The organism is Lutibacter profundi, assembly GCF_001543325.1.
GTDB lineage: Bacteria > Bacteroidota > Bacteroidia > Flavobacteriales > Flavobacteriaceae > Lutibacter > Lutibacter profundi.
Genome location: NZ_CP013355.1, coordinates 812329 through 834383 on the forward strand (window position 1 = coordinate 812329; position 22055 = coordinate 834383).

The 22055-nt window shown below is 28.6% G+C and carries 24 protein-coding genes; 14 read left to right on the forward strand and 10 right to left on the reverse strand.

The features are described 5' to 3' along the window. Window positions 1-60 precede the first annotated feature (60 nt). The 8 genes from Lupro_RS03580 to ppgK all read left to right on the forward strand — a co-directional run bounded on the left by Lupro_RS03580 (window position 61) and on the right by ppgK (window position 9090). Window positions 61-2478: a DUF5916 domain-containing protein gene (locus tag Lupro_RS03580; protein ID WP_068206342.1), complete on the forward strand. Its 2418-nt coding sequence runs from the start codon at window positions 61-63 to the stop codon at window positions 2476-2478. A gap of 41 nt (window positions 2479-2519) precedes the next feature. After that, entirely contained in the window at window positions 2520-3182 is a 663-nt protein-coding gene (locus tag Lupro_RS03585) for an ABC transporter ATP-binding protein (protein WP_068206344.1), read from the forward strand. 10 nt (window positions 3183-3192) lie between these two features. Continuing rightward, complete coding sequence (locus tag Lupro_RS03590) at window positions 3193-3927, forward strand: 5'-methylthioadenosine/adenosylhomocysteine nucleosidase (RefSeq protein ID WP_068206345.1); 735 nt, start codon at window positions 3193-3195, stop codon at window positions 3925-3927. Window positions 3928-3982: 55 nt separating this feature from the next. Continuing rightward, window positions 3983-5941, forward strand: a complete 1959-nt coding sequence (locus Lupro_RS03595) for a BatA domain-containing protein (RefSeq protein ID WP_068206347.1) — start codon at window positions 3983-3985, stop codon at window positions 5939-5941. Next, on the forward strand, window positions 5938-7191 hold the full coding sequence (locus Lupro_RS03600) for a dihydroorotase (RefSeq protein WP_068206349.1): 1254 nt from the start codon (window positions 5938-5940) through the stop codon (window positions 7189-7191). Before Lupro_RS03595 ends, Lupro_RS03600 begins: the two co-directional genes overlap by 4 nt. Window positions 7192-7235: 44 nt before the next feature. Further along, entirely contained in the window at window positions 7236-7565 is a 330-nt protein-coding gene (locus tag Lupro_RS03605) for a DUF4870 domain-containing protein (protein WP_068206351.1), read from the forward strand. A 62-nt stretch (window positions 7566-7627) separates the two neighbouring features. Further along, window positions 7628-8281, forward strand: a complete 654-nt coding sequence (locus Lupro_RS03610; RefSeq protein ID WP_068206353.1) for an alpha/beta hydrolase — start codon at window positions 7628-7630, stop codon at window positions 8279-8281. A gap of 65 nt (window positions 8282-8346) precedes the next feature. After that, window positions 8347-9090, forward strand: coding sequence for a polyphosphate--glucose phosphotransferase (ppgK, locus tag Lupro_RS03615; protein ID WP_068206355.1), 744 nt, complete (start codon window positions 8347-8349; stop codon window positions 9088-9090). Here the strand turns inward: ppgK and Lupro_RS03620 are convergent. From Lupro_RS03620 to Lupro_RS03645, 6 genes are read right to left on the reverse strand one after another with little or no spacing between them, the layout of a single operon-like run. Further along, window positions 9083-10414, reverse strand: a complete 1332-nt coding sequence (locus tag Lupro_RS03620; protein WP_068206357.1) for a DUF58 domain-containing protein — start codon at window positions 10412-10414, stop codon at window positions 9083-9085. The genes ppgK and Lupro_RS03620 overlap by 8 nt on opposite strands. 18 nt (window positions 10415-10432) lie before the next feature. Then, window positions 10433-11416, reverse strand: a complete 984-nt coding sequence (locus Lupro_RS03625; RefSeq protein WP_068211413.1) for an AAA family ATPase — start codon at window positions 11414-11416, stop codon at window positions 10433-10435. Continuing rightward, entirely contained in the window at window positions 11406-12608 is a 1203-nt protein-coding gene (locus Lupro_RS03630; protein ID WP_068206359.1) for a DUF4350 domain-containing protein, read from the reverse strand. The genes Lupro_RS03625 and Lupro_RS03630 overlap by 11 nt, the downstream gene beginning before the upstream one ends. 1 nt (window position 12609) lies before the next feature. Continuing rightward, window positions 12610-13350, reverse strand: coding sequence for a DUF4129 domain-containing protein (locus Lupro_RS03635; RefSeq protein ID WP_068206361.1), 741 nt, complete (start codon window positions 13348-13350; stop codon window positions 12610-12612). 3 nt (window positions 13351-13353) lie between these two features. Further along, window positions 13354-14244: a hypothetical protein gene (locus tag Lupro_RS03640; protein WP_068206363.1), complete on the reverse strand. Its 891-nt coding sequence runs from the start codon at window positions 14242-14244 to the stop codon at window positions 13354-13356. Next, window positions 14231-15199, reverse strand: coding sequence for a stage II sporulation protein M (locus Lupro_RS03645; protein ID WP_068206365.1), 969 nt, complete (start codon window positions 15197-15199; stop codon window positions 14231-14233). The genes Lupro_RS03640 and Lupro_RS03645 overlap by 14 nt, the downstream gene beginning before the upstream one ends. A gap of 107 nt (window positions 15200-15306) precedes the next feature. Here Lupro_RS03645 and Lupro_RS03650 point away from each other — a divergent pair, with 107 nt between their 5' ends. From Lupro_RS03650 to Lupro_RS03660, 3 genes are read left to right on the forward strand one after another with little or no spacing between them, the layout of a single operon-like run. After that, a complete protein-coding gene (locus tag Lupro_RS03650; RefSeq protein ID WP_068206367.1) occupies window positions 15307-16026 on the forward strand; it encodes an RDD family protein in 720 nt (239 codons plus the stop codon). Further along, window positions 16026-16658 (forward strand): NUDIX hydrolase, encoded by a 633-nt coding sequence (locus Lupro_RS03655; RefSeq protein WP_068206369.1) that lies wholly within the window; start codon window positions 16026-16028, stop codon window positions 16656-16658. Before Lupro_RS03650 ends, Lupro_RS03655 begins: the two co-directional genes overlap by 1 nt. 47 nt (window positions 16659-16705) lie before the next feature. Beyond that, the gene (locus tag Lupro_RS03660) at window positions 16706-17512 is read left to right on the forward strand and encodes a lysophospholipid acyltransferase family protein (protein ID WP_068206371.1); all 807 of its coding nucleotides are present in this window, start codon (window positions 16706-16708) and stop codon (window positions 17510-17512) included. Window positions 17513-17575: 63 nt separating this feature from the next. On the opposite strand, the gene Lupro_RS03665 is transcribed toward Lupro_RS03660, so the two are convergent. Next, a complete protein-coding gene (locus Lupro_RS03665) occupies window positions 17576-18046 on the reverse strand; it encodes a Dps family protein (protein ID WP_068206374.1) in 471 nt (156 codons plus the stop codon). Between the two features lie 125 nt (window positions 18047-18171). Here Lupro_RS03665 and Lupro_RS03670 point away from each other — a divergent pair, with 125 nt between their 5' ends. After that, on the forward strand, window positions 18172-19119 hold the full coding sequence (locus tag Lupro_RS03670; RefSeq protein WP_068206376.1) for a hydrogen peroxide-inducible genes activator: 948 nt from the start codon (window positions 18172-18174) through the stop codon (window positions 19117-19119). A 13-nt stretch (window positions 19120-19132) separates the two neighbouring features. Here Lupro_RS03670 and Lupro_RS03675 read toward each other — a convergent pair whose 3' ends face one another. From Lupro_RS03675 to Lupro_RS03685, 3 genes are all read right to left on the reverse strand, one after another. Then, window positions 19133-19330 (reverse strand): hypothetical protein, encoded by a 198-nt coding sequence (locus Lupro_RS03675; RefSeq protein WP_068206378.1) that lies wholly within the window; start codon window positions 19328-19330, stop codon window positions 19133-19135. A 114-nt stretch (window positions 19331-19444) separates the two neighbouring features. Further along, window positions 19445-19711 carry a hypothetical protein gene (locus Lupro_RS03680; protein WP_068206380.1) on the reverse strand — a complete coding sequence of 89 codons (267 nt, stop codon included), beginning with the start codon at window positions 19709-19711 and terminating at the stop codon, window positions 19445-19447. A gap of 204 nt (window positions 19712-19915) precedes the next feature. Further along, on the reverse strand, window positions 19916-20347 hold the full coding sequence (locus Lupro_RS03685; RefSeq protein ID WP_335339129.1) for a peroxiredoxin: 432 nt from the start codon (window positions 20345-20347) through the stop codon (window positions 19916-19918). Window positions 20348-20483: 136 nt separating this feature from the next. Between Lupro_RS03685 and Lupro_RS03690 the strand changes: the two genes are divergently transcribed. Next, on the forward strand, window positions 20484-21491 hold the full coding sequence (locus tag Lupro_RS03690; protein ID WP_068206383.1) for an adenosine deaminase: 1008 nt from the start codon (window positions 20484-20486) through the stop codon (window positions 21489-21491). Next, window positions 21491-21982, forward strand: coding sequence for a tRNA (N6-threonylcarbamoyladenosine(37)-N6)-methyltransferase TrmO (gene tsaA, locus Lupro_RS03695; RefSeq protein ID WP_068206385.1), 492 nt, complete (start codon window positions 21491-21493; stop codon window positions 21980-21982). The genes Lupro_RS03690 and tsaA overlap by 1 nt, the downstream gene beginning before the upstream one ends. Window positions 21983-22055: the final 73 nt, after the last annotated feature.

Consider the following 22055-nt stretch of genomic DNA (forward strand, 5'->3'; position numbering starts at 1 on the left):
AATAGTTAAAGAAAAATAGATTAAATAATTTTGCTTGGTTTCTTCTTCCAAACTCATTCTATGAAAAATTATTTTTTGGTGTTTTGTTTCTTTAGCTTTTTAATAAGTTTTTCACAAAATATCAAACGAAAATCTTTAGCTGCAACTCGCGTAACAACACCCCCAAAAATAGATGGTATTCTTAATGATGCTGCTTGGCAAAACTTACCTGTTGCAAAAAACTTTGTAATGCTTAAACCTGGCGATGGAGATCCTGAACCTAGCAACCAAAAAACCGAAGTAAAAGTAGTTTATGATGATGAAGCAATTTATTTTGCTGCTTACATGTACGACTCTCACCCTGAAAAAATTATGCGTCAATTAAGTGATCGAGATAATTTTTCTCAAGCAGATTTTTTTGGAGTGATACTAAACCCTCTTAATGATAGCCAAAATGACACTGAATTTTTTGTTTCTGCCGGTGGTACACAAGCTGATGCAAAAGTTTCAACTGCAAATGGTGAAGATTTTAGTTGGAACGACGTTTGGTACAGTAAAATAAGTTTTGATAGTAAAGGTTGGTATGTAGAAATGAAAATTCCTTATTCTGCACTTCGTTTCTCCAATCAAAAGGTACAAACTTGGGGGTTGAATTTTCAAAGACTTATTCAAAGTAAACGTGAACAATACAGTTGGAATTATATTGATAAATCTGTGGGGAGTATTCCTCAATATTCTGGCTTACTTACCAATTTGGAAAATATTAAAACACCCACTCGATTAAACTTTTTACCTGTTACAACATTAAATACTTCTAGTTTTGAAGGAAAAACTTCTACAAAAGGACAATTAGGTTTTAATATAAGATATGGCTTAAGTGATAATTTTACACTTGATGCCACTATAAACCCAGATTTTAGTCAGGCTGGTTTTGATAATTTAGTTTTAAATTTAGGTCCTTTTGAAGTTCGTTTTGATGAGCAACGCCAGTTTTTTATAGAGGGTGCAGACCTACTTAATAAAGGTGGTTTGTTTTTTTCAAGACGTATAGGGAAACGTCCTATTAATTATTTTGACATATATTCTAACTTAGCTACAGATGAAACTATTATTCACAATCCAGATATTGCAAAATTACTTACAGCTGTAAAAATATCGGGAAGAACAAAAAAAGGGTTAGGTATAGCAGTACTAGATGCTATTACTGATAAAACCGAAGCTATTATTGAAAATACTACCACTAATGAAATTAGAAAAGAAGTGACTGAACCCTTTGCTAATTACAATGTGATTGTAATAGATCAAGAATTTAATAAAAATTCATCTGTATCATTAATCAATACAAACATATCTCGAAGTAATCACTTTAGAAAAGCTAACGTGTCTGCTCTTCTTTTTAATTTAGCAAACAAAGAAAATTCAAAAAAGTTAAATGGATCTGTAAAATACAGTAGCACCAAAGACCCAACAGAAGGTACTACAAACGGATATTCTGCCAACTTATCTTACAATAAAACTAAAGGGAAGTTTCGCTATGGATTAAGAAGTAGTTTGGCTGATGATAAATATGAAATCAATGATCTAGGTTTCCAAAGACGTAATAACTTTAGTTCCTTTTCTGGTAATATTTCTTATCAAATTTTTAAACCAACAAAAAAATTCAATAATTACCGCCTCCGATTGAGTGGCGGCATGTTTAGACGTTTTAAACCAAATGTTTATACCGGAAACTTTTTGCAATTGAATTTATTTGCTACCACTATCAAACAATTTTCATTTGGAGGTAGAATAAATGCTCGAATTGGTGAAGGTAGAGACTATTGGGCTCCAAGAAATAATACAGATTTTTTAGTAACAACACCTCGAGTTGGTTTTTCTAGCTTTGTATCATCCGATTTTAGGAAAAAATTTGCATACAATGCTTCTGTTAGTTACAATAGACATTATGGAGAAAAAGACAACGGTTATTCATTTAGTTTCACTCCAATATATAGAGCGAGTGATAAATTTTTCATGAGCTATTCTTTTAATTATGACATAACATTTGATGAGCGTGGCTATATTACAACTTTAGATGAAGGAGATATTATTTTTGGTTTCCGAAAAATAAAATCGGTTTTAAATACGCTAAGCGGAAAGTATAGTTTTAATGATTTAGCATCTTTAACTATTGCTTTTAGATACAACTGGTCTCCTGTAATATATAGAGACTATTATACAAAATTAGATGAAAATGGATACCTAATTTCAAGTAATTATACTGGTGACAACGACGTGAATTTTAATTCATGGAACTTAGATTTAAGATATATTTGGCAATTTTCAAGAGGTAGTGAATTGTCTATTTTGTACAGAAATTCTATTTTTAAATCCGACAATAAATCCTATTTAACATTTTCTAACAATTTAAATAATTTATTTGAAGAGCCTTTGCAACAAAACTTATCTGTACGACTTGTGTATTATTTAGATTTCAACAAACTTAAATCCTGGTTGTAATACCAATTTATTTACGTATTTTCACACCATTATTTTACACAATGATAGAAGCAAGAAATATTCATAAATTTTACGGTAATTTAGAAGTTTTAAAAGGTGTTAATTTATCAATTAAAAAAGGGGAAATTGTTGCTATAGTGGGACCTTCAGGTGCGGGTAAAACAACGCTATTGCAACTTTTAGGTACTTTAGACAAACCTGCTGCTAACACCAATGCTAAACTTCATATAAACAATACTAATCTATTAGAATTAAAAGATAAATCTTTATCAAGGTACAGAAACCAGCATATTGGTTTCATTTTTCAATTTCATCAACTGTTACCTGAGTTTACAGCACTTGAAAATGTTTGCATCCCTGCTTTTATTGGAAATGTTTCAAAAAAAGAAGCAGAAACAAAAGCCAAAAGATTATTAGATTTTTTAGAACTTTCAAATAGAATTAATCACAAACCAAACGAATTATCTGGTGGTGAGCAACAACGAGTTGCCGTAGCTAGAGCGTTAATTAATAACCCTGATGTTATTTTTGCCGATGAGCCAAGCGGAAATTTAGATTCAGCTTCAGCAAAAAAATTACACGAATTATTTTTTACACTTAGAAGTAAATTTAATCAAACGTTTGTAATTGTTACACACAATCAGGAATTAGCAAATATGGCTGATAGAAAACTAGAAATGAAAGATGGATCCATTATCAATTAAAATTGAATAAATGATTGGTATTATTAGCGCAATGCAAGAAGAAATTCAAGCATTACTGAACAAACTTCAAAATATTTCAACTTCAACAAAGGGAATGAGAACCTATTATACTGGCACTTTATTTGGTAAAAATGTAGTACTTGTTTTTTCTCGTTGGGGAAAAGTTGCTTCTGCCGTAACAACAACACAATTAATTAATGATTTTAATATTCAAGAGCTTATATTCACTGGTGTTGCAGGAGCTATTAATAGCAAACTAAATATTGGAGACATCATTATTGGGAAAAAATTATTTCAGCATGATATGAATGCGAGCCCATTATTTGAACCTTTCGAAATCCCCTTATTAGAAAGAAAATTTTTAGAAACTAAAAACCCTACAAAACTACTAAATGCTACCAATAAATTTCTAGAATCCTACACATCCTATATAAACCCTAACGAAGCTAAAAATTTCAATATAACTCGCCCTAAAGTTGTTTATGAAGATATTGCCAGTGGAGATCAGTTTATTTCAAGTACAGACAGCATAAAACGTTTAAACCATATTTTACCAACTGCATATTGCGTAGAAATGGAAGGAGCTGCAGTTGCACAAGTTTGCTTTGAATACAATATTCCTTTTTCTATTATTCGTGTAATTTCAGACAAAGCCAACAACAATGCAACTATAGATTTTCCTAAGTTTGCAAATTCAATAGCAAGTAACTATGCTTTAGGTATTTTAAAAAAATATTTTGACTAATTTTTTACAACTAGTTATCCATATTTTTATATCTTTGAAAAATCCTTTTTGAACAATGCATTTTAAGCATCCAGAAATTTTATATGCACTTCTGCTACTTATCATCCCGATAATTGTTCACTTATTTCAATTACAACGTTTTGTTAAAGTCCCTTTTACCAATGTTCAATTTTTAAAAAATATAGAACAACAAACTCGTAAAAGTACAAAGCTAAAAAAATGGTTAATTTTAATTACAAGATTACTCTTATTAACATCCTTAATCATCGCTTTTGCACAGCCCTATTTTTCAAATTTTTCAACACAAACAAAATTTAACACTACCATTTATTTAGATAATTCTTTTAGTATGCAGGCTAAGGGAAGTGAAGGGGAGTTATTAAGAAGTATTTCGCAAAAAATTATAAAAGAAAATACACCGCTAAACAATACTATTTCACTAATAACTAACGATGCTATTTTTAAAAATTTAGATGTAAAAAGTTTAAAAAACAAACTTATTTCTCTTAAATATTCAAGTACTAAATTAGATTTAAACACTGTTTTACTAAAAATAAACACCTTAAACAAACACCTAATAAACACTTTAAATAAATCACTACTAATATCTGATTTTCAACGTGCTAATTTTAAAAATAAATCAAGCTTTACAAATGTAAACTCGCCTTTATCTCTTTTAAAACTTACTCCTAAAAAAAATATAAATGTTTTTATAGATAGTATTACCGTAACAAAAAATAATTTAAACGAAATAACCATTAAAGTACTAATTAAAAGCACCTCAAATAATACCTCTGCAATTCCTATTTCACTCTTTAACAATACAAAATTAATTGGTAAAACAACTGCACAATTTAAAAATTCAACAGTTACAACTGTTAAATTTACCATTCCAGATTCACTAGATTTTAATGGAAAACTTTCACTAGTAGATTCTTCGTTGAAATTTGACAACGACTTTTATTTCTCGATTTCAAAACCTGAGAAAACAAATGTACTTTCTATTGGAAATTCATCAGAGTTTTTAGACAGGATTTATACAGAGAAGGAGTTTAACTATACTTCTGTACAACTTCAAAAATTAAACTATAATGATATACAAAATCAACATTTAATTATTCTGAATGAAATTGCTGTTATTCCCCCAGAATTGACACAAAGTTTACAGAGTTTCTCTAAAGATGGTGGTATTTTGGTTATTATACCTTCAAAAAATAGCAATCTTAATTCGTATAATAACATATTTAAAACGTTAGATATAGGTATTATAACCCAAAAAATTGAAAATGAACAAAAAATAACAACAATCAATTATGAGCATCCATTAATAAAAGATGTTTTTGAAAAAAGAGTTTCTAATTTTCAATATCCCAAAACAATAATTTACTATAAAGCCTATTTAAAAAATAGTTCTTCTGTTCTAAAATTAGCTAATAATACATCCTTTATTTCATCAAAAAAGAATAAAGAAGGTATAATTTACTGGATTTCTTCACCTCTAAATAGCAACATATCAAACTTTTTACAATCGCCTTTAATTGTACCCATTTTTTATAATTTTGCGGCAAAAAATCTAAAAATTAACCAGCCATATTATACAATAGCTTCAGAAAATAGCATTGATATAAAAACTACCATTGGGAAAGATGCTATTTTAAAAATTGAAAATAAAACTCAGAAATTCATTCCTTTACAAACTATTTCACAAAATAAGGTAACTCTTAAAATTCAAGGCTTACATTTACAAAGTGGGTTTTACCAAGTTAAAAATAACGATAAACTTATCAAAACAATTGCTTTTAATTACAATAGAGATGAGAGTAATTTAACCTACATTGACTTAAAAAGTTTAACAATTAACAATAAAAATATAGCTATTATAAAATCTATCGACGATTTTTTTAATGAAATAAATAATCAGGAACAAATCAATTGGCTTTTTAAATGGTTTTTAGTATTTTCTATACTATTTTTGTTAATTGAAATGCTTATACTAAAATATTTCAACAAATGAATTTACTCTTAAAATTTGCGATAATTATTGACAATACAAGTCCATTCCATCTCCAAAAAAAAGATATTTTAATTAAAAATGGCATTATTACTAAAATTGCAAATTCAATAAAAAATACCGATAATTACAAAGAAATTAAATTAAACAATCTTCATATTTCTCAAGGTTGGTTTGATACAAGCGTATGTTTTGGAGAGCCCGGTTTTGAAGAGCGCGAAACTATTGAAAACGGATTAAAAACCGCTGCAAAAAGTGGATTCACAGCTGTTGCAGTAAATCCAAATACAAATCCGGTAGCTGACACAAAATCTACTATTGAATTTCTAAAAAACAAAGCTATTTCTGCCGCTACAGAACTATATCCTATTGGGAATTTAACAAAAAATGCACAAGGGGAAAATCTTGCTGAGTTATTTGATATGCAAAATTCTGGTGCTATTGCTTTTGGAGATTATAACAAATCTATTTCCAATGCTAATTTGATGAAAATAAGCTTGCAATACGCCCAAAATTTTAATGGCCTTATTATCAGTTTTCCACAAGATAATGCTATTGCTGGTGATGGATTGGTTAATGAAGAGGTAAATAGCACAAAATTAGGTTTAAAGGGAAATCCTACTTTGGCTGAGGAATTACAAATTGTTCGCGATTTGTTTATTTTAGAATATACCGGGGGAAAGCTACATATCCCTACAATTTCTACAAAAAAATCTGTTCAATTAATTAAAGAAGCAAAAAAGAAAGGCTTAAATGTAACTTGTAGCGTATCTGCACATCACTTAACATTAACTGATAACGAATTAATAAAATTTGATTCAAACACTAAAGTGCTACCTCCTTTGAGAACGTCAAAAGACACAAAAGCATTAATTAAAGGAATAAATGATGGAACTATAGATATTATAACCAGTGACCATAACCCTATTGATATTGAACATAAAAAAGTAGAATATGAAAATGCTAAGTTTGGAACTATTGGTTTAGAAAGTTTATTTGGAGCTTTAAATAAAGTAGTAGCATTAGAAACATTAATTAACTGCTTAACAACAAAACCTAGAAACACATTTAATATTGAAAATAATACAATTAGAGAAGGTACTAAAGCCAATTTAACACTGTTTAACCCTAATTTTGAATATACATTTACTGCAAATAATATATTTTCTACTTCTAAAAATGCTATCTTTTTAAATAAAAAAATGAATGGGAAAGTGTATGGAATTTTCTCAAAAAATAAATTAATACTATAAATTTATTTATATTTACAAACAACTTAAACTTTAATTCTTAATAAATGGAAAATCAAACAGTAAACGAAGGAAAAACAACTGCTATTATTAGTTATATCACTTGGATTGGAACATTAATTGCTTTTATTATGAATACTAATAAGAAAAACTCATTTGCATCTTTTCATATTCGGCAAATGATAGGTTTATCTCTTTTTTCTTTGGCAAACTCATTTGTTATTGGGCAATTTGCTGGTTACTGGGTGACAGGTGCTATAGGTATGGGGCTTTTTGTTCTTTGGATTATAGGTTTTATTGGAGCCATTCAAGGTGAAGAAAAAAGAGTACCTTTAATTGGCGATTTATTTCAAGACTGGTTTAAAGGAATTGCTTAAAAATATTTAAAATATTACTTTTGAAGTCGCGTTTAAAAACGCGGCTTTTTTATGTTATAATTATGGAAGAATTATCCCTAAAATATATTGTTAGAGAACCAAATCATCAAACTGAGAAAACATCGCTATTAATTTTATTACACGGTTATGGCAGTAACGAAGAAGACTTATTCTCTTTTGCAACTGAACTACCTGAAAACCTCTTAATTGTTAGTGCAAGAGCACCACAAAGTTTAGGTTTTGGAAGTTACGCCTGGTACACCATAAATTTCACAGCAGACCAAGGAAAATTTTCTGATATTCCAGAAGCTATTGAAGCTAAAGAAAAGATAGCAACTTTTATTGATGAAATTCAAGAAAAATATCATATTTCTCCCAATAAAACCTTTTTATTAGGTTTTAGCCAAGGAACAATTTTAAGTTATGCCGTGGCTTTAAATTACCCACAAAAAGTTCAAAAAATAATAGCTTTAAGCGGTTATATAAATCCTGAGTTACTTCCAAAAGATACAAATAGTAAAGATTATTCAAATTTAGATTTTTTTATTTCTCATGGAAACGTAGACCAAGTAATTCCTGTTGAATGGGCTAAAAAAGCTCCTGAGTTTTTAAATACTTTAAATATTAAAAATAGGTACAAAGAATACCCTGTTGGACACGGTGTTGCACCTCAAAATTTTATTGACTTTAAAAAATGGATTGAAGAAAGGTTATAAAAACAACTTTTACTACTTATTATTTAATTTATTTTCAATAACATTGTATCTTAAACTTTTATAGTATGGAAATATTAGGCATTGATATAGGTGGCACCGGAATTAAGGCGGCTATTGTTGATGTAACAACAGGTAATTTAACAACAGAAAGGCATAGGATAGCAACACCAAACCCTGCAACTCCAGAAGCAGTTGCAACTACTGTACTGGCATTGGTAAACTATTTTAAATGGAACGGATTGGTGGGGTGCGGTTTTCCTACACCGTTACAACACGGAAAATGTTTATCAGGAGGAAATTTACACCCTTCTTGGAAAGGAGTTCAAGTAGATGAACTTTTTAAAGCAAAAACTGATAATGAATTCTATATTGCAAATGATGCAGATGCGGCTGGACTCGCAGAAATTAACTTTGGAGCAGGTAAAAATGTTCATGGAACTGTTGTAATGATAACTTTAGGAACCGGTATAGGTTCAGGGCTTTTTTTAAATGGTAAACTAATCCCAAATACTGAATTTGGACATATACTGTATAAAAATGGTGAGATTTTTGAAAAATACGCTTCAGATTCTGCTAGAAAAAGAGACAATTTAAGCAGAAAAGAATGGGGAAAGAGACTTCGTAAATACTTCGAACACATTTATTTACTACTATCTCCCGATTTAATTATTGTGGGCGGAGGAGCAAGTAAAAAGTTTGATAAAATTGAAAGTCAAATTGAAATTGACGTACCTATCGTTCCTGCTAAAGCTGAGAATGAAGCTGGCATTATTGGTGCTGCAATGGCGGCTAAATTTCATATCAAATAAAACCTTTAGCCTTCAATTCTAAGTATTTATTAATCACATTTACTGTAAGGTTTTGAGGCTTAGTTAGGATACCATAAATACCTTTACTTTCAAGCTCCTTAACTATTAGCTTTTTTTCATAAGCAAATTTTTCTGCAATTGTTTTGTGATAAATTGTTTGCAAATCTTCTGCATTCTCATTTATCAAACTATCCAACGCTGTATTTTCAAAAAACACAACTACCAATAGATGGTGTTTGGCTATTGCTTTTAAAAAAGGTATTTGACGTTTTAATGACGAAATATGCTCAAAGTTTGTATATAAAATTAGCAAACTTCTTTGCGTAATTTTACGTTTTATAAGTGCGTATAAATAGCCAAAATCTGAATCGGTGTATTTAGTGTTAATGTTGTATAAGGCTTCGTTAATAGTGTTTAAATGCGTTTTTTTATTACTTGCCGCAACAATAGCATCTACTCTTTTCCCAAAAGTTAACAAACCCGCTTTATCATTTTTTCGAAGTGCTATATTTGAAAATGCCAATGTTGCATTGATTGCATAATCAATTAATTTTAGCTCTTCAAAGGGCATTTTCATAACCCTTCCTAAATCAATAATAGAATAAATGGGTTGTGATTTTTCATCTTGATATTGGTTAACCATTAACTGCGACCGTTTTGCAGTTGCCTTCCAGTTAATTGTTCTAACATCATCTCCTGTAATATAATTTTTAATTTGCTCAAACTCTAAGGTATGCCCTATTCGTCTAATCTTTTTCAACCCAAATTCAGTTAAATGATTGCTCATTGCTAAAAATTCATATTTTTTCATTTGAATATACGAAGGGTATACTGCAACCATCTCATTATCCTGAAACATATATCGCCTAGAAACTATTCTAAAAACAGTAGAAATATAGACATTTAGTTTCCCAAAATAATATGCACCTCGTTCAACAGGCCTTACGGTATACTCAAACTCCCAAACACCTTTAGGATTTATAAATGCTTTCTCTTCTAAATCTCTTTTTTGAAATTGAAATGGAAGTTCATCTATAACACTAGCTTCAATTCTAAATTTATAGTTATTTTGTATTGTAATAGGAATTGGATTTTCATCAGAGTTTGAAAATTTTTCAGTTAAAATTCTTCGAGCCTCAACACCTTTATTAACCTTAAAAAGTACATAAATATCAATTGTAAAAAAGGCAATTAAAACAACAACCAACAACCATGCAACTTGGTACAAAATTGAAAACCAAAACGACACTAGAAATGTAATAGCTATTACAGCTACATAAATAAAAAAACGATTGTGAATATATAAGTTTCTAATTAAATTCAATGTGCTATTTTTTAAATATTATCTAGGTACCTCAACAGATTGCACAATCATATCAATCACCTTATCAGCAGTCATACCTTCCATTTCACGCTCGGGAGTTACAATTATTCTATGACGTAAAATAGGTGAAACAACTTTTTTAATATCTTCAGGAATTACAAAATCTCTCCCATTTATTGCTGCAAATGCCTTTGACGCATTTAATACTGCAATGCTTGCTCTTGGCGAACCGCCGAGGTATAAATGTGGATGATTTCTTGTTTTTGTAATTAATTGAGCTATATATTTCATTATTTTTTCTTCAACCAAAACTTCAAAAATCTTACTTTTATACTCTAATAAATCTGTTTCTGATAGTAATGCCGAAATCAATGTTTGAGGTAATATTCCTTTTCTATCCTGATGCGTTTTAAGAATCATAATTTCTTCTTCTAAATTTGGGTAGCCAACATCTATTTTAAACAAAAACCGATCTAATTGTGCTTCAGGTAAAGCATAAGTTCCTTCATGTTCTATTGGGTTCTGAGTTGCCAAAACCATAAATGGAGGTTTCATTTTATAGGTATTTCCATCTATTGAAATTTGTCTTTCTTCCATAACCTCAAACAAGGCAGCTTGTGTTTTAGCTGGTGCTCTATTAATTTCATCTATTAAAACTAGGTTTGAAAATATAGGGCCCTCTTTAAATTCAAATTCAGTAGTCTTCATATTTAAAATTGAAGTTCCTAACACGTCACTAGGCATTAAATCTGGTGTAAATTGAAGTCTGCTAAAACCTGTATCTATTGTTTTTGCCAGTAATTTGGCAGTAATGGTTTTAGCAACACCTGGTACACCTTCAATTAATACGTGACCATCAGCTAATAAAGCAACTATAAGTAGTTCTATAAAATTTTCTTGTCCTACAATAATTTTACCCAATTCTTCTTTAATTTGAATTACGGTATTTTTTAGCTTTTCCAAATCAACTCTACTGTCAAAATTCAAATCGTTATTTTCCATATTGAATTGTTTTTTTAAATTTTTCAATCATTTTATTTAGTTTCACAAGTTCATCACTTGTTATTTGATTTTTTAAATGAATTTGTTCGCAAAACTGAAACAATTTAGCTACACTTTCGTATGAATTTCCACTACGTGATGCCACATATTTATAAAAAGTAGTATCAATGATTGTGGTTGGTATGTGCAATTTAGTTCTAATAAACTCTAATAAATAACTTATTTTATGTTCTGCTATATTTTTATGCTCTTGCTTTTCAAAATACATATTAGCAATTGTTCTTGTAAAGGCAATAGTTTGATTTTTTAGAGGTAATATTATTGGAATACTTCGTTGTTTACGTTTCCCTTCAAAAATTATAAAAAATAAGATTCCTATCAATGTTGTATAGTATGCCCATTTTAAATATTTTGAGTTTAACAAATAATAAATGGGTGATGTTATTTTAGTTTTACCTGTTTTGTAATACGCATCCCATAAAATGGGTAAATCTTCTCTTAAATATGATAAAACATTGGCTGCATGTTGCTGGTTAGGAGATTTTAAAATATTATAATTTGTAAAAACCTCAGGAAAGGTATGAAAATAAAAATGCCCTTTGCCATAAGAAAATTTCACAAAGTTAACGCCTTCTTCTGTACGTTCACCTTTAGCGTTTACATAACCCGAAATACCTAATACAGTAGTGTTTAAAGTATCTATTTTTGTGAATACGTGATTTACAAAAGGTTTATCAAATGTATATTCTTTACCCTTAAAAATTTTATTTTTAAATTTGAAAATTACTTTTTCATCTAAGTTTTTACTTACTAAACGCTCAGTCTTAAAATTTAAGGTGTCAATTTGAATGCCATGTGTAGAAATAAAAACATCATTTCCTCTTTCAACAAATTTTAACAAACGTAAAAACTCAGAATCACCAAAATTTAGTGCTTCATCTACAAAAAAGTAAGTTCCCACACGTGTTGAATCTTCTAAATAAATATAAGGAGGTGTGTGTACCTCTTCTATTTTATTTGGAAATAAATTAGGCATTTCCTTACGTAAAACAAATGTTCCGTAAGGAATTTTATGCTTCGAAACATAACTTGGAAACCAATTAACAGGCTTCTTTTCAGTGCTTTTAAGGTAAATAAACCCAAATATTAAGACTAAAAAGGCTCCAATATATATTTTAGTTTGCTTGTCCAATTTATTTTTTATGAATTAAATTATTTGCTTCAATAAAATCTTGTTCAACACGGGCAAATTCAGTCTCATTTATTACAAAATTTCCATACCATACAAAATCGTATAATCTTGTTAAATTGACGAATGAGTGTTGAATATTCTTTTGTGATATTTCTTTTATATAATCTTCATTCGTCTTTTGCTGTTCCCAAATAATAAGTTCATTATTTTCTAGTTGTTTTAATACATTTAGATAATAATACCTAACAGCCAATCTGTAATTTTTTTGTTGAATTGCTTGTTGAATTAGTTTTGAAATATCTTTAATTTTAATTAACTCTTCTTCTTCAGTAATTGAAACAACAGGGTTATTTTTTGAAGTTAAGCTCGATGATTTTAAATTTACTTTTAAGAAAAATTTCAGCAAAAGAAATAGTACAATACCCAGAATAATATATGGCAGCGCTGAAAGAATTGAGGCAAAAAGACCTTTAGCGTACTTAACTCCAAAAATCCATTCCAAAAAGCGAAATAGTTGACGACCAAGCCAATTAAACACACGTTCAAGAAATGTAGGTTCTTTATTTACATTTTCTTCTTCATAATTAAAATCCTTATCTGTCTTATATTCTTCTAATTTTTTAGAGTCAAATTTCTTTTTAACAATACTACTACTTCTATCATTTTTAACAATAAGTGAATCTGTTTGAGCAAAAATACCAACCGAAAATAGGATAAAAAAAAGAAATAGGATTCTGCTCATAAATTAGTACTCATTAGTCTTGTTACCTAAATTTTCAATTTTTTCAAAAGTGCCTGAAAAGTTTTTTTGCTCATTTAAATCAAAATAAATAAACACTGTAGAAATTAAAGGGATAGAATACAAAATAAATTGAAAAACATACGAAACAACATTCAACATTAAATAAATAGGATCTTTAAAAATTTCGAAAATAGCTGTAGGGTCATCATTTTGCATCATTGTTCCCATTTTAACAAATTGATAAATTAATGCAGGAATTGAAAACGCTTGCCCTAATACCATTAGCAACATCCATACTACAATTAGCACTCCAAAAGTATTCCACCATTCACCTTTTATCAATGTAAATGCATGAGAAAACGTATCTCCAATACTTTTGTTTTCAAATACCATTATTGATGTTGTTAAAGACAATACCGTTCCTAAGTAAACACCTGGTATATAACAAAATACTGCTCCAAAAACCGTTACAATGGTAACCAAAACGCCCAAGCCTAAAAATTTCCAAACATTTTGAATAATATTGGTTTTAATTTCGTCAAATTGTGGTTTTCCTTTATTTTCTATATATGATTTTATAAAGTATAATGAAGCCATTGAAAGCAATGTATACAATAAAATATAAACAAACATTAAGCCAAATACCCATGAGAATATTTTTGAAAAAAATGAACCTGGATTTGCATCAATATTATCAATATCATTAAACATATCAGACATTGCAAACATGTAAAATACTAGTGTTGCAATGGCTATAAGTAAAAATGGTCCAACTATTTTTAACACTGTTAAAAAATATGCTTTCCAGTTTTCACGTATAAATTGAAACGTATCTGTTATAATAGCACCTAAATCTCGTTCTTTCTTAAATTCAATAAAGTTATTCTTTTCCATATTTTTTGTGTTTGTTTAATTTTATAGGATATATTACGTAATAATAAATAATTGCAAAAAATGAAGTGATAATTATAAATAACGCCAGCCAGTCTGGCATTTCTGTATGTCTAGTTACAAACCCTTCTAAAAATCCGGCAACAATAAAAAATGGTATTGTACTCACCATAATTTTTAAACCAGCTTTAAAACTTTGTTTAAAAGAAGCTAATCTTGTATAGGTTTTTGGAAAAAGTAAACCATTCCCTAAAACCAACCCTGCACAACCAGCAATAATAATAACTGAAATTTCTATGGTACCATGAATCCAAATGGTACGTGAAGATTCCCATAGCAATCCTTTTTCATAGAAGAAATATAAAAATGAGCCTAACATTATTCCATTACGCATCATTATAAACAGCGTACCTACAGAAAAAAGCATTCCATAAACAAAAGCTGTCATAGCCACTTTAATATTATTTAAAGTTATTACAATAAACATATTACTTTCTTCCATTTTTTTATACACAGCCATTGGATCTCCTTTCGCTATATTATCAAGCGTAGTATTTACATAATTATCTCCTAAAATTAAACGAACAAAATCACCATTAGCTGATGCCGAATAGGCTCCTATAATTGTAAAAAATAAAAAAGTTAAAAATGCTATAAGTAATTGTTTATGATATTTTACAAATTCAAGAGGGAATTCGGTTTTAAAAAATGTTACTAACCTATTTTTACTTTCTTTTTTAGTTTTATAAATTTTTTGATGCGCTTTTGATGCGATAGAATTTAAGTACCTCTCGGTATTACTTTGTGGATAAAATGTTTTGGCATAGCTCAAATCATCAGTAACTTCAATATATAAATCTGAAAGCTTATCAGGAGAAACTTGTGCTGTTTTATTAAGAACATTTTCAAATAACAACCATTTATTTTTATTCCTTTTTATAAACGATGCTTCACGCATTTTTTTTATTTTTGTTTTTCTTATAGTTCATTATCTTTACAATGAAACTTTGAAGTTAACGAATGTAAAAAATCAAACTGTACTAGCCAAAAAAAGATTAAATATAAATGGATAATTTTCATATAGAAACTGCACAAAATGTAACAATTCAACAAAATGTAGCTTCATTATACAATCGTATTGGAGCTTTTTTGTTAGACCTGCTTATTATTGTAGCGTATTATATGCTTATTGTATTAATTCTTATAGCATTAGATTACAAGCCAACTGAGTCAATTTATACTTTTTATGCATTATTAAGCTTACCTGTTTTCTTTTACAGTTTACTTTTTGAAACTTTAATGAATGGACAAACACCCGGAAAATATGTGAGTAAAATTAGAGTTGTAAAAATTGATGGTTCTAAACCAACTTTTGGAAGTTACCTAATTAGGTGGGTTTTACGTATTATTGATATTAGTTTGGCTTCTGGGTCTGTTGCAATACTAACTATTTTATTAAATGGCAAAGGGCAGCGTTTAGGTGATTTAGCTGCAGGTACCACCGTTATTTCTGAAGTAAAAAGAGTTACCATTAATGATACGTTATTGGTTGACATCCCTGAAGAATACACACCTACTTTCCCCCAGGTAACACTGTTAAATGATAAAGATATACAAACCATAAAACAGTTATATTTAACAGCAAAAAGAAGAGGCAATTATAAAACAATACTAAAACTTCACACTAAAATAATAGAAATTACCGGAATAACAACTGAAATGAAACCTACTAACTTTATTGATGTTGTGCTAAAAGATTATAATTATTTTACACAACAGATGTGATGGATTTTAACTTTTTTAAAACAACTATTTCAAAATTAGAAAATTTACCTGTTGGCGGATTGGAAGCTCAATTTAATTTAGCTCCAAAATTAAGATTGAACTATTCACAAAATAAAATTAAATCACTAAACCCTAAAAAAGCAGCAGTAGTTGCTCTTTTTTATCCAAATAAAAATAATGAAACCTGTTTTTTATTAACACTACGTGCTAAATATAATGGAACTCATTCATCTCAAATTAGTTTTCCGGGAGGAAAATATGACAAAAAAGATAATAACTTAGAAAATACTGCACTACGTGAAACATTTGAAGAAGTTGGAATTCACCCTAATAAGGTTACCATTTTTAAACAAATGACCGATGTTTTTATACCGCCAAGTAATTTTTTAGTAACACCCTTTTTGGGGTATTTAGAGAGGACACCTATATTTACCAAAAATCATGAAGTTGAAAAACTCATTACTGTTACAATTAAAGATTTACTAAAAAACACTTCTATTTCAACAATAAATTTATCTACATCTTATGCTACAAATATAGAAGTACCCTGCTTTGTATTAAACAGTTACATTGTTTGGGGTGCCACAGCTATGATGCTTAATGAAATCAAACAATTAATAAAGAATATTTAAATTATTTTTTTCTTAAATTTGTATTTCATTCAAACCAAACCAACTTAATGCCAATTTTTAAAAAAAAACCATTTGGACATATTTTATATATAAAAAAGTGGATTATTCGTATACTTGGAATTGTATCACACGGTAGATATCGTCGCTTTAATAAACTTCAAATAGAAGGTTCAGAAATAATTAGAGATTTACCTGAAACAAATGTTTTATTTGTCTCAAATCATCAAACTTATTTTGCTGACGTAGCTGCAATGCTGCACGTTTTTAATGCTGCCTTAAAAGGGAGAGTTGATTCTTTAAAAAATATTGGATACATCTGGCATCCCAAACTAAATGTTTATTTTGTTGCAGCTTCTGAAACTATGAAATCTGGTTTATTACCAAAAATATTTGCCTATGCAGGTTCAGTTTCTATTCAAAGAACATGGAGAAGTAAAGGGCAAAATGTAAATAGGCAAGTAAAAATGTCAGATATTAGTAATATTAAAAAAGCATTAGATGACGGTTGGGTAATTACCTTCCCTCAAGGTACTACAACACCTTTTAAGCCTATTAGGCGAGGTACTGCCCATATTATTAAAACTTATAAACCTGTAGTAGTTCCAATTGTAATTGACGGATTTAGAAGAGCTTTTGATAAAAAAGGCTTATTAATAAAAAAACGAAATGTTTTACAATCTATGGTTATTAAAAAACCTATGAAAATTGATTATGAAAACGAAACTATTGATGAAATTGTAAAAAGAATTGAAATAGAAATTGAACAAGATCCATCATCATTAAAAGTAATTACACCAAAAGAATACAAACGTTTGGAAGATGAATTAAATAAGCAACGAAAATTTTGGAAATAAATTAGTTTAAAAAGCCGCTTTCTATTTTTAGAAAGCGGCTTTTTGATTTTATACAAATCCTATTTAATTTAACCAAGCATTTAACATCCATATTGTTTTTTCCTGTTCAGCTATAAAATCGCTCATCATTGAGTTGGTTCCTTCATCATTAGCTTCGTCTGACTCATCTAAAATTACACGTTCAATTTTTAATAATTCAGATAGTGATTTTACAACCAACGTTACCGCCTCTGTACCATTTGTAATATTTCTTCCTACAGGTACTTTTGCTAATTTTGCATAATCTTCAAAGGTATGCAATGGCGTTCCTCCTAGCGTTAAAATACGCTCGGCAATTAAGTCAACTTTCTCTTGAGAATCTGTATAAAATTCTTCGAATTTTACGTGTAATTCAAAAAAAGATTTCCCTTTAATATTCCAATGTAATCCTCTTAAACTTTGATAATAGACTTGAAAATTTGATAACAAACTATTTAAACTTATCACTAAATTCTCTGATTTTTGTTTGTCTAATCCTAATATTGTTGTATTCATAATGTATGTATTTAGGTTTATTAAATATTTTACTAATTTCTATTACAAATTTATTTAAAAATAAACTTAATAATACATAATTATTATTGATAGTTTTAATATCTTTATCATAAATATTTATACTTATGACTATTACCCAATTAAAATATGTATTAGCTGTAGCTGAATATAGAAATTTCACTATTGCATCTGAACATTGCTTTGTTACTCAACCCACTTTGAGTATGCAAATTCAAAAGTTAGAGGAAGAGCTTGGTACAAAAATTTTTAATAGAACAAAAAAGCCTATTCAACTTACTGAAATTGGAATTAAAATTATTGAACAAGCAAAAATTATTGTTGATGAAAGCAATCGGATAAATGATATTGTTGACCAGCAGAAAGGATACATTGGAGGCGATTTTAAACTGGGTATTATTCCCACAATAATGCCTACTCTTTTACCTATTTTTTTAAAAACATTTATACAAAAATACCCAAAAGTAAATTTAAAGATTGAAGAACTCACTACAGACGAAATAATAAAAAAATTAGCTGAAGGACATATTGATGTTGGTATTGCTGCTACCCCTTTAGAAAATGAAACAATTAAAGAACGCGTATTGTATTATGAGCCATTTGTAGGCTTTGTTCCTCCAGAGCATCGTCTCTTTAAAAATAAATTTATTGATGTTGAAACCTTAAATATTGAAGATATTTTATTACTTGAAGACGGGCATTGTTTTAAGGAAAATATTATTAACTTGTGCAGTACTTTTGGGAAAAGTAATCAACATTTTCAACTACATAGCGGCAGTTTTAACACTTTAATTAAATTATCAAAAGAAGGATTAGGAATGACTTTGCTTCCCTATTTACAAACATTAGATTTAAATACCGAGGATAAAATTTATTTACGAGAATTTAATCATCCTGTACCTGCTAGAGAGGTTAGTATCATTTACCATAAATCACAATTAAAAATTCATTTAATAGACTCATTAAAAGATGTAATTGATGGTTTAGTTAGGGGTGTAATTGCATTTAGTGATGTTAAAATAATTAGTCCTATACATAAAAAAAGAGGAGTTTAAAACTCCTCTTTTTTTAATATTTAACTATTGCTAAACAAGTATGCAAATCTGGTTTATTAATTGTAAACTCTTTTAGCCAAAAATACAACTCTTTAATTTCGTAAGGCAGTAATCGGTTAATTGCCTTTTCTAATTCTTTTTTAAATAAGTCTTTATTAAAGCTCACTTTTTCAAGTACGGTTTTTGTATACTCAAACATTGCTCTTGCCATAAATAATATAGATTTTAGTTGGTAAATTAAGAACGTTTTAATAAATAATTTATTGCTCTAAATTACAAAAAAAAAGGATATTATAAAATTAAATATCCGTTTTTTAACAAAAATTTACAGTTTATTTATCTTTTCAAGTAATTTATTAGCTGCTTCCTCTAACTCTAAAGTTATACTTTTAAAATGTGCTTTTGTGTCTTCAACATTTTTTTCGTGAACTTTATCTATTAAGGCATCAAAAATAATAATTGCTTCATCTATTATTGCTTCACTTTTTTTAGTGTTTTCAGTAGGATTTAATAATTCCCAAGTGTAACATTCTCCAATAATATCTCCTAAAACGTAATTAATATCTTTTTTTAAATTTTTTATACTCGCCATAATTATTGCATTTATTTATTTTTGCAAATTTACAAGAATTTGATTAATTAGAATACTAAAGATTAGATTATTTAAATCTAATATCAAATAAATATTAATTATACCATAATTACAAACTCTTAAGTTTTTTTAGCGCATTCTCAATATGTTCTTCGGTTTTAAACTGACTGTTAAAAATGTATTGTACAACCCCATTTTTATCTATCACATAAGTAACACGTCCCGGTAAAAAATCATACTTTTAGACACTCCAAACAGCTTCCTAACTTCATTGTTAACATCAGCTAATAAAACAAATGGCAGGTTATATTTTTCTTCAAATCTTTTGTGAGATGCTACATTATCGGCGCTAATACCAATAACGGTAACATCTAAATCTTTAAATTTTTCAAATTCATCTCTAAATTTACAAGCCTGTTTTGTACAACCAGGTGTATCATCTTTTGGATAAAAATAAATTACCATTGGTTTTCCACTTGTACTGTTTACAGTATAGAGGTTTCCATTTTGATCATTTAATGTAAATGATGGCACTTTATCTCCAATTTCAATTTTTTTCATAGGGTTATTAGTTACTTTACAGTTTAAAAATAGTATTCCAACTACTATTACAACTAAAATAATATATTTTTTCATATTTAAGTTTTAACAAATATCAATTAAAATAATTAAATGGTTAATTTTGTAATATAAAATATGTGCATTCTAGAAATTTCAACTTAAATTAATGAATGCCTATTACATTTGACAATAAAAACTTAAACATAAATAGATGAAAACATTTATTGAGAATTTACCAAAAGCAGAATTACATTTACATATTGAAGGTTCTTTTGAACCCGCTTTAATGTTTGAAATTGCAAAAAGAAATAACATTAAAATCCCATACAATTCAGTTGAAGAAATTGAAGAAGCCTATAAGTTTGACTGTTTACAAGACTTTTTAGACATTTACTATCAAGGTGCAGGTGTTTTAACAACTGAACAAGATTTTTATGATTTAACTTATAGCTATTTGCAAAAATGTGCCAATCAAAATGTGCGCCATACTGAAATTATGTTTGACCCTCAAACACATACTGAACGTGGAATTTCCTTTGAAACTGTTATCAACGGAATTTCTAAAGCCTGTGACGATGCTAAAGAAAAACTAAATGTTACATCCCTATTAATTATGAGTTATTTACGTCATTTAAGTGAAGAGGAAGCATTTAAAACCTTAGAACAATCATTACCTTTTAAACACAAAATAACTGCTGTAGGATTAGATTCTTCAGAAAAAGGAAATCCTCCTTCAAAATTTAAAAATGTATATAAAGCCTCTATCAAAGAAGGGTACATTCCTGTTGCACATGCAGGTGAAGAAGGGTCGGCAGATTACGTTTGGGAAGCTATTGATCTTCTAGGAATTAAACGTATTGATCACGGCAATAACTCTTTACAAGATGATAAATTAATAGCTGAAATTATAAAACGTGATATGGCATTAACCGTTTGTCCGTTATCCAATACCGCTTTACAGGTTGTTGACGATTTAAAAAATCATCCATTAAAAAAAATGATAGATTTAGGATTGAAAGTAACCATAAATTCTGATGATCCAGCATATTTTGGCGGACAAGTAAATAAAAATTACTCAGACATTCAAAAGGCTCTTAATTTAACTAAAAAAGATCTTTATTTGTTGGCGAAAAACTCATTTCAATATTCCTTTTTAGATGAAAATTCTAAAAAAAATTACATCAAAGAATTAGATAACTATTATTTAAACAACGCCTAGTGGAAACTAAAAAAATTACATTAAATGTAATTGGTAATATTAAAACACCTTGGCATACCTTGCAACACATGCCTATACAACCAATTGGTGCTAAAGGTATTAAAGGAGTTGTAGAAGTATATCCCGAATTTGCTGATGGTTTAAAAGAAATTGAAGGGTTTTCACATATTATTTTAATTTACCAACTACACCTAGTTACAAAACCGCAGCTAGAGGTTATTCCTTTCATGGATACTAAATCCAAAGGTGTTTTTGCCACTAGATCTCCAAAGAGACCCAATAAAATAGGTATTTCAACGGTAGAAATTGAAAAAGTTGAAGGGAATAAAATTTACATATTAGATGTAGATATGATAACTAATTCTCCACTACTAGATATTAAACCTTTTTTTGAAGATTTTGATAATAGATTTAACACTAAAAAGGGATGGTTGTCTAGTAAAAAAAATATTGATAAATTTAATTTTAAATCAGATGATAGATTTATATAATTTTAGCTAAAATTACAATAACTATCAATTACAATCGTTACACACTATAAATTAACTTACCCCTTTTACAAAC

Coding starts and splice junctions, on each gene's coding strand:
- Lupro_RS03670 (WP_068206376.1), top strand. CDS start 18,172: ATGACTATTACCCAATTAAAATATGTATTAGCTGTAGCTGAATATAGA.
- Lupro_RS03610 (WP_068206353.1), top strand. CDS start 7,628: ATGGAAGAATTATCCCTAAAATATATTGTTAGAGAACCAAATCATCAA.
- Lupro_RS03580 (WP_068206342.1), top strand. CDS start 61: ATGAAAAATTATTTTTTGGTGTTTTGTTTCTTTAGCTTTTTAATAAGT.
- Lupro_RS03655 (WP_068206369.1), top strand. CDS start 16,026: ATGGATTTTAACTTTTTTAAAACAACTATTTCAAAATTAGAAAATTTA.
- Lupro_RS03680 (WP_068206380.1), bottom strand. CDS start 19,711: ATGGCGAGTATAAAAAATTTAAAAAAAGATATTAATTACGTTTTAGGA.
- Lupro_RS03645 (WP_068206365.1), bottom strand. CDS start 15,199: ATGCGTGAAGCATCGTTTATAAAAAGGAATAAAAATAAATGGTTGTTA.
- Lupro_RS03675 (WP_068206378.1), bottom strand. CDS start 19,330: ATGGCAAGAGCAATGTTTGAGTATACAAAAACCGTACTTGAAAAAGTG.
- Lupro_RS03640 (WP_068206363.1), bottom strand. CDS start 14,244: ATGGAAAAGAATAACTTTATTGAATTTAAGAAAGAACGAGATTTAGGT.
- Lupro_RS03595 (WP_068206347.1), top strand. CDS start 3,983: ATGCATTTTAAGCATCCAGAAATTTTATATGCACTTCTGCTACTTATC.
- Lupro_RS03660 (WP_068206371.1), top strand. CDS start 16,706: ATGCCAATTTTTAAAAAAAAACCATTTGGACATATTTTATATATAAAA.
- Lupro_RS03690 (WP_068206383.1), top strand. CDS start 20,484: ATGAAAACATTTATTGAGAATTTACCAAAAGCAGAATTACATTTACAT.
- Lupro_RS03685 (WP_335339129.1), bottom strand. CDS start 20,347: ATGAAAAAATATATTATTTTAGTTGTAATAGTAGTTGGAATACTATTT.
- Lupro_RS03590 (WP_068206345.1), top strand. CDS start 3,193: ATGATTGGTATTATTAGCGCAATGCAAGAAGAAATTCAAGCATTACTG.
- Lupro_RS03650 (WP_068206367.1), top strand. CDS start 15,307: ATGGATAATTTTCATATAGAAACTGCACAAAATGTAACAATTCAACAA.
- Lupro_RS03625 (WP_068211413.1), bottom strand. CDS start 11,416: ATGGAAAATAACGATTTGAATTTTGACAGTAGAGTTGATTTGGAAAAG.
- Lupro_RS03605 (WP_068206351.1), top strand. CDS start 7,236: ATGGAAAATCAAACAGTAAACGAAGGAAAAACAACTGCTATTATTAGT.
- Lupro_RS03665 (WP_068206374.1), bottom strand. CDS start 18,046: ATGAATACAACAATATTAGGATTAGACAAACAAAAATCAGAGAATTTA.
- Lupro_RS03600 (WP_068206349.1), top strand. CDS start 5,938: ATGAATTTACTCTTAAAATTTGCGATAATTATTGACAATACAAGTCCA.
- ppgK (WP_068206355.1), top strand. CDS start 8,347: ATGGAAATATTAGGCATTGATATAGGTGGCACCGGAATTAAGGCGGCT.
- Lupro_RS03635 (WP_068206361.1), bottom strand. CDS start 13,350: ATGAGCAGAATCCTATTTCTTTTTTTTATCCTATTTTCGGTTGGTATT.
- Lupro_RS03585 (WP_068206344.1), top strand. CDS start 2,520: ATGATAGAAGCAAGAAATATTCATAAATTTTACGGTAATTTAGAAGTT.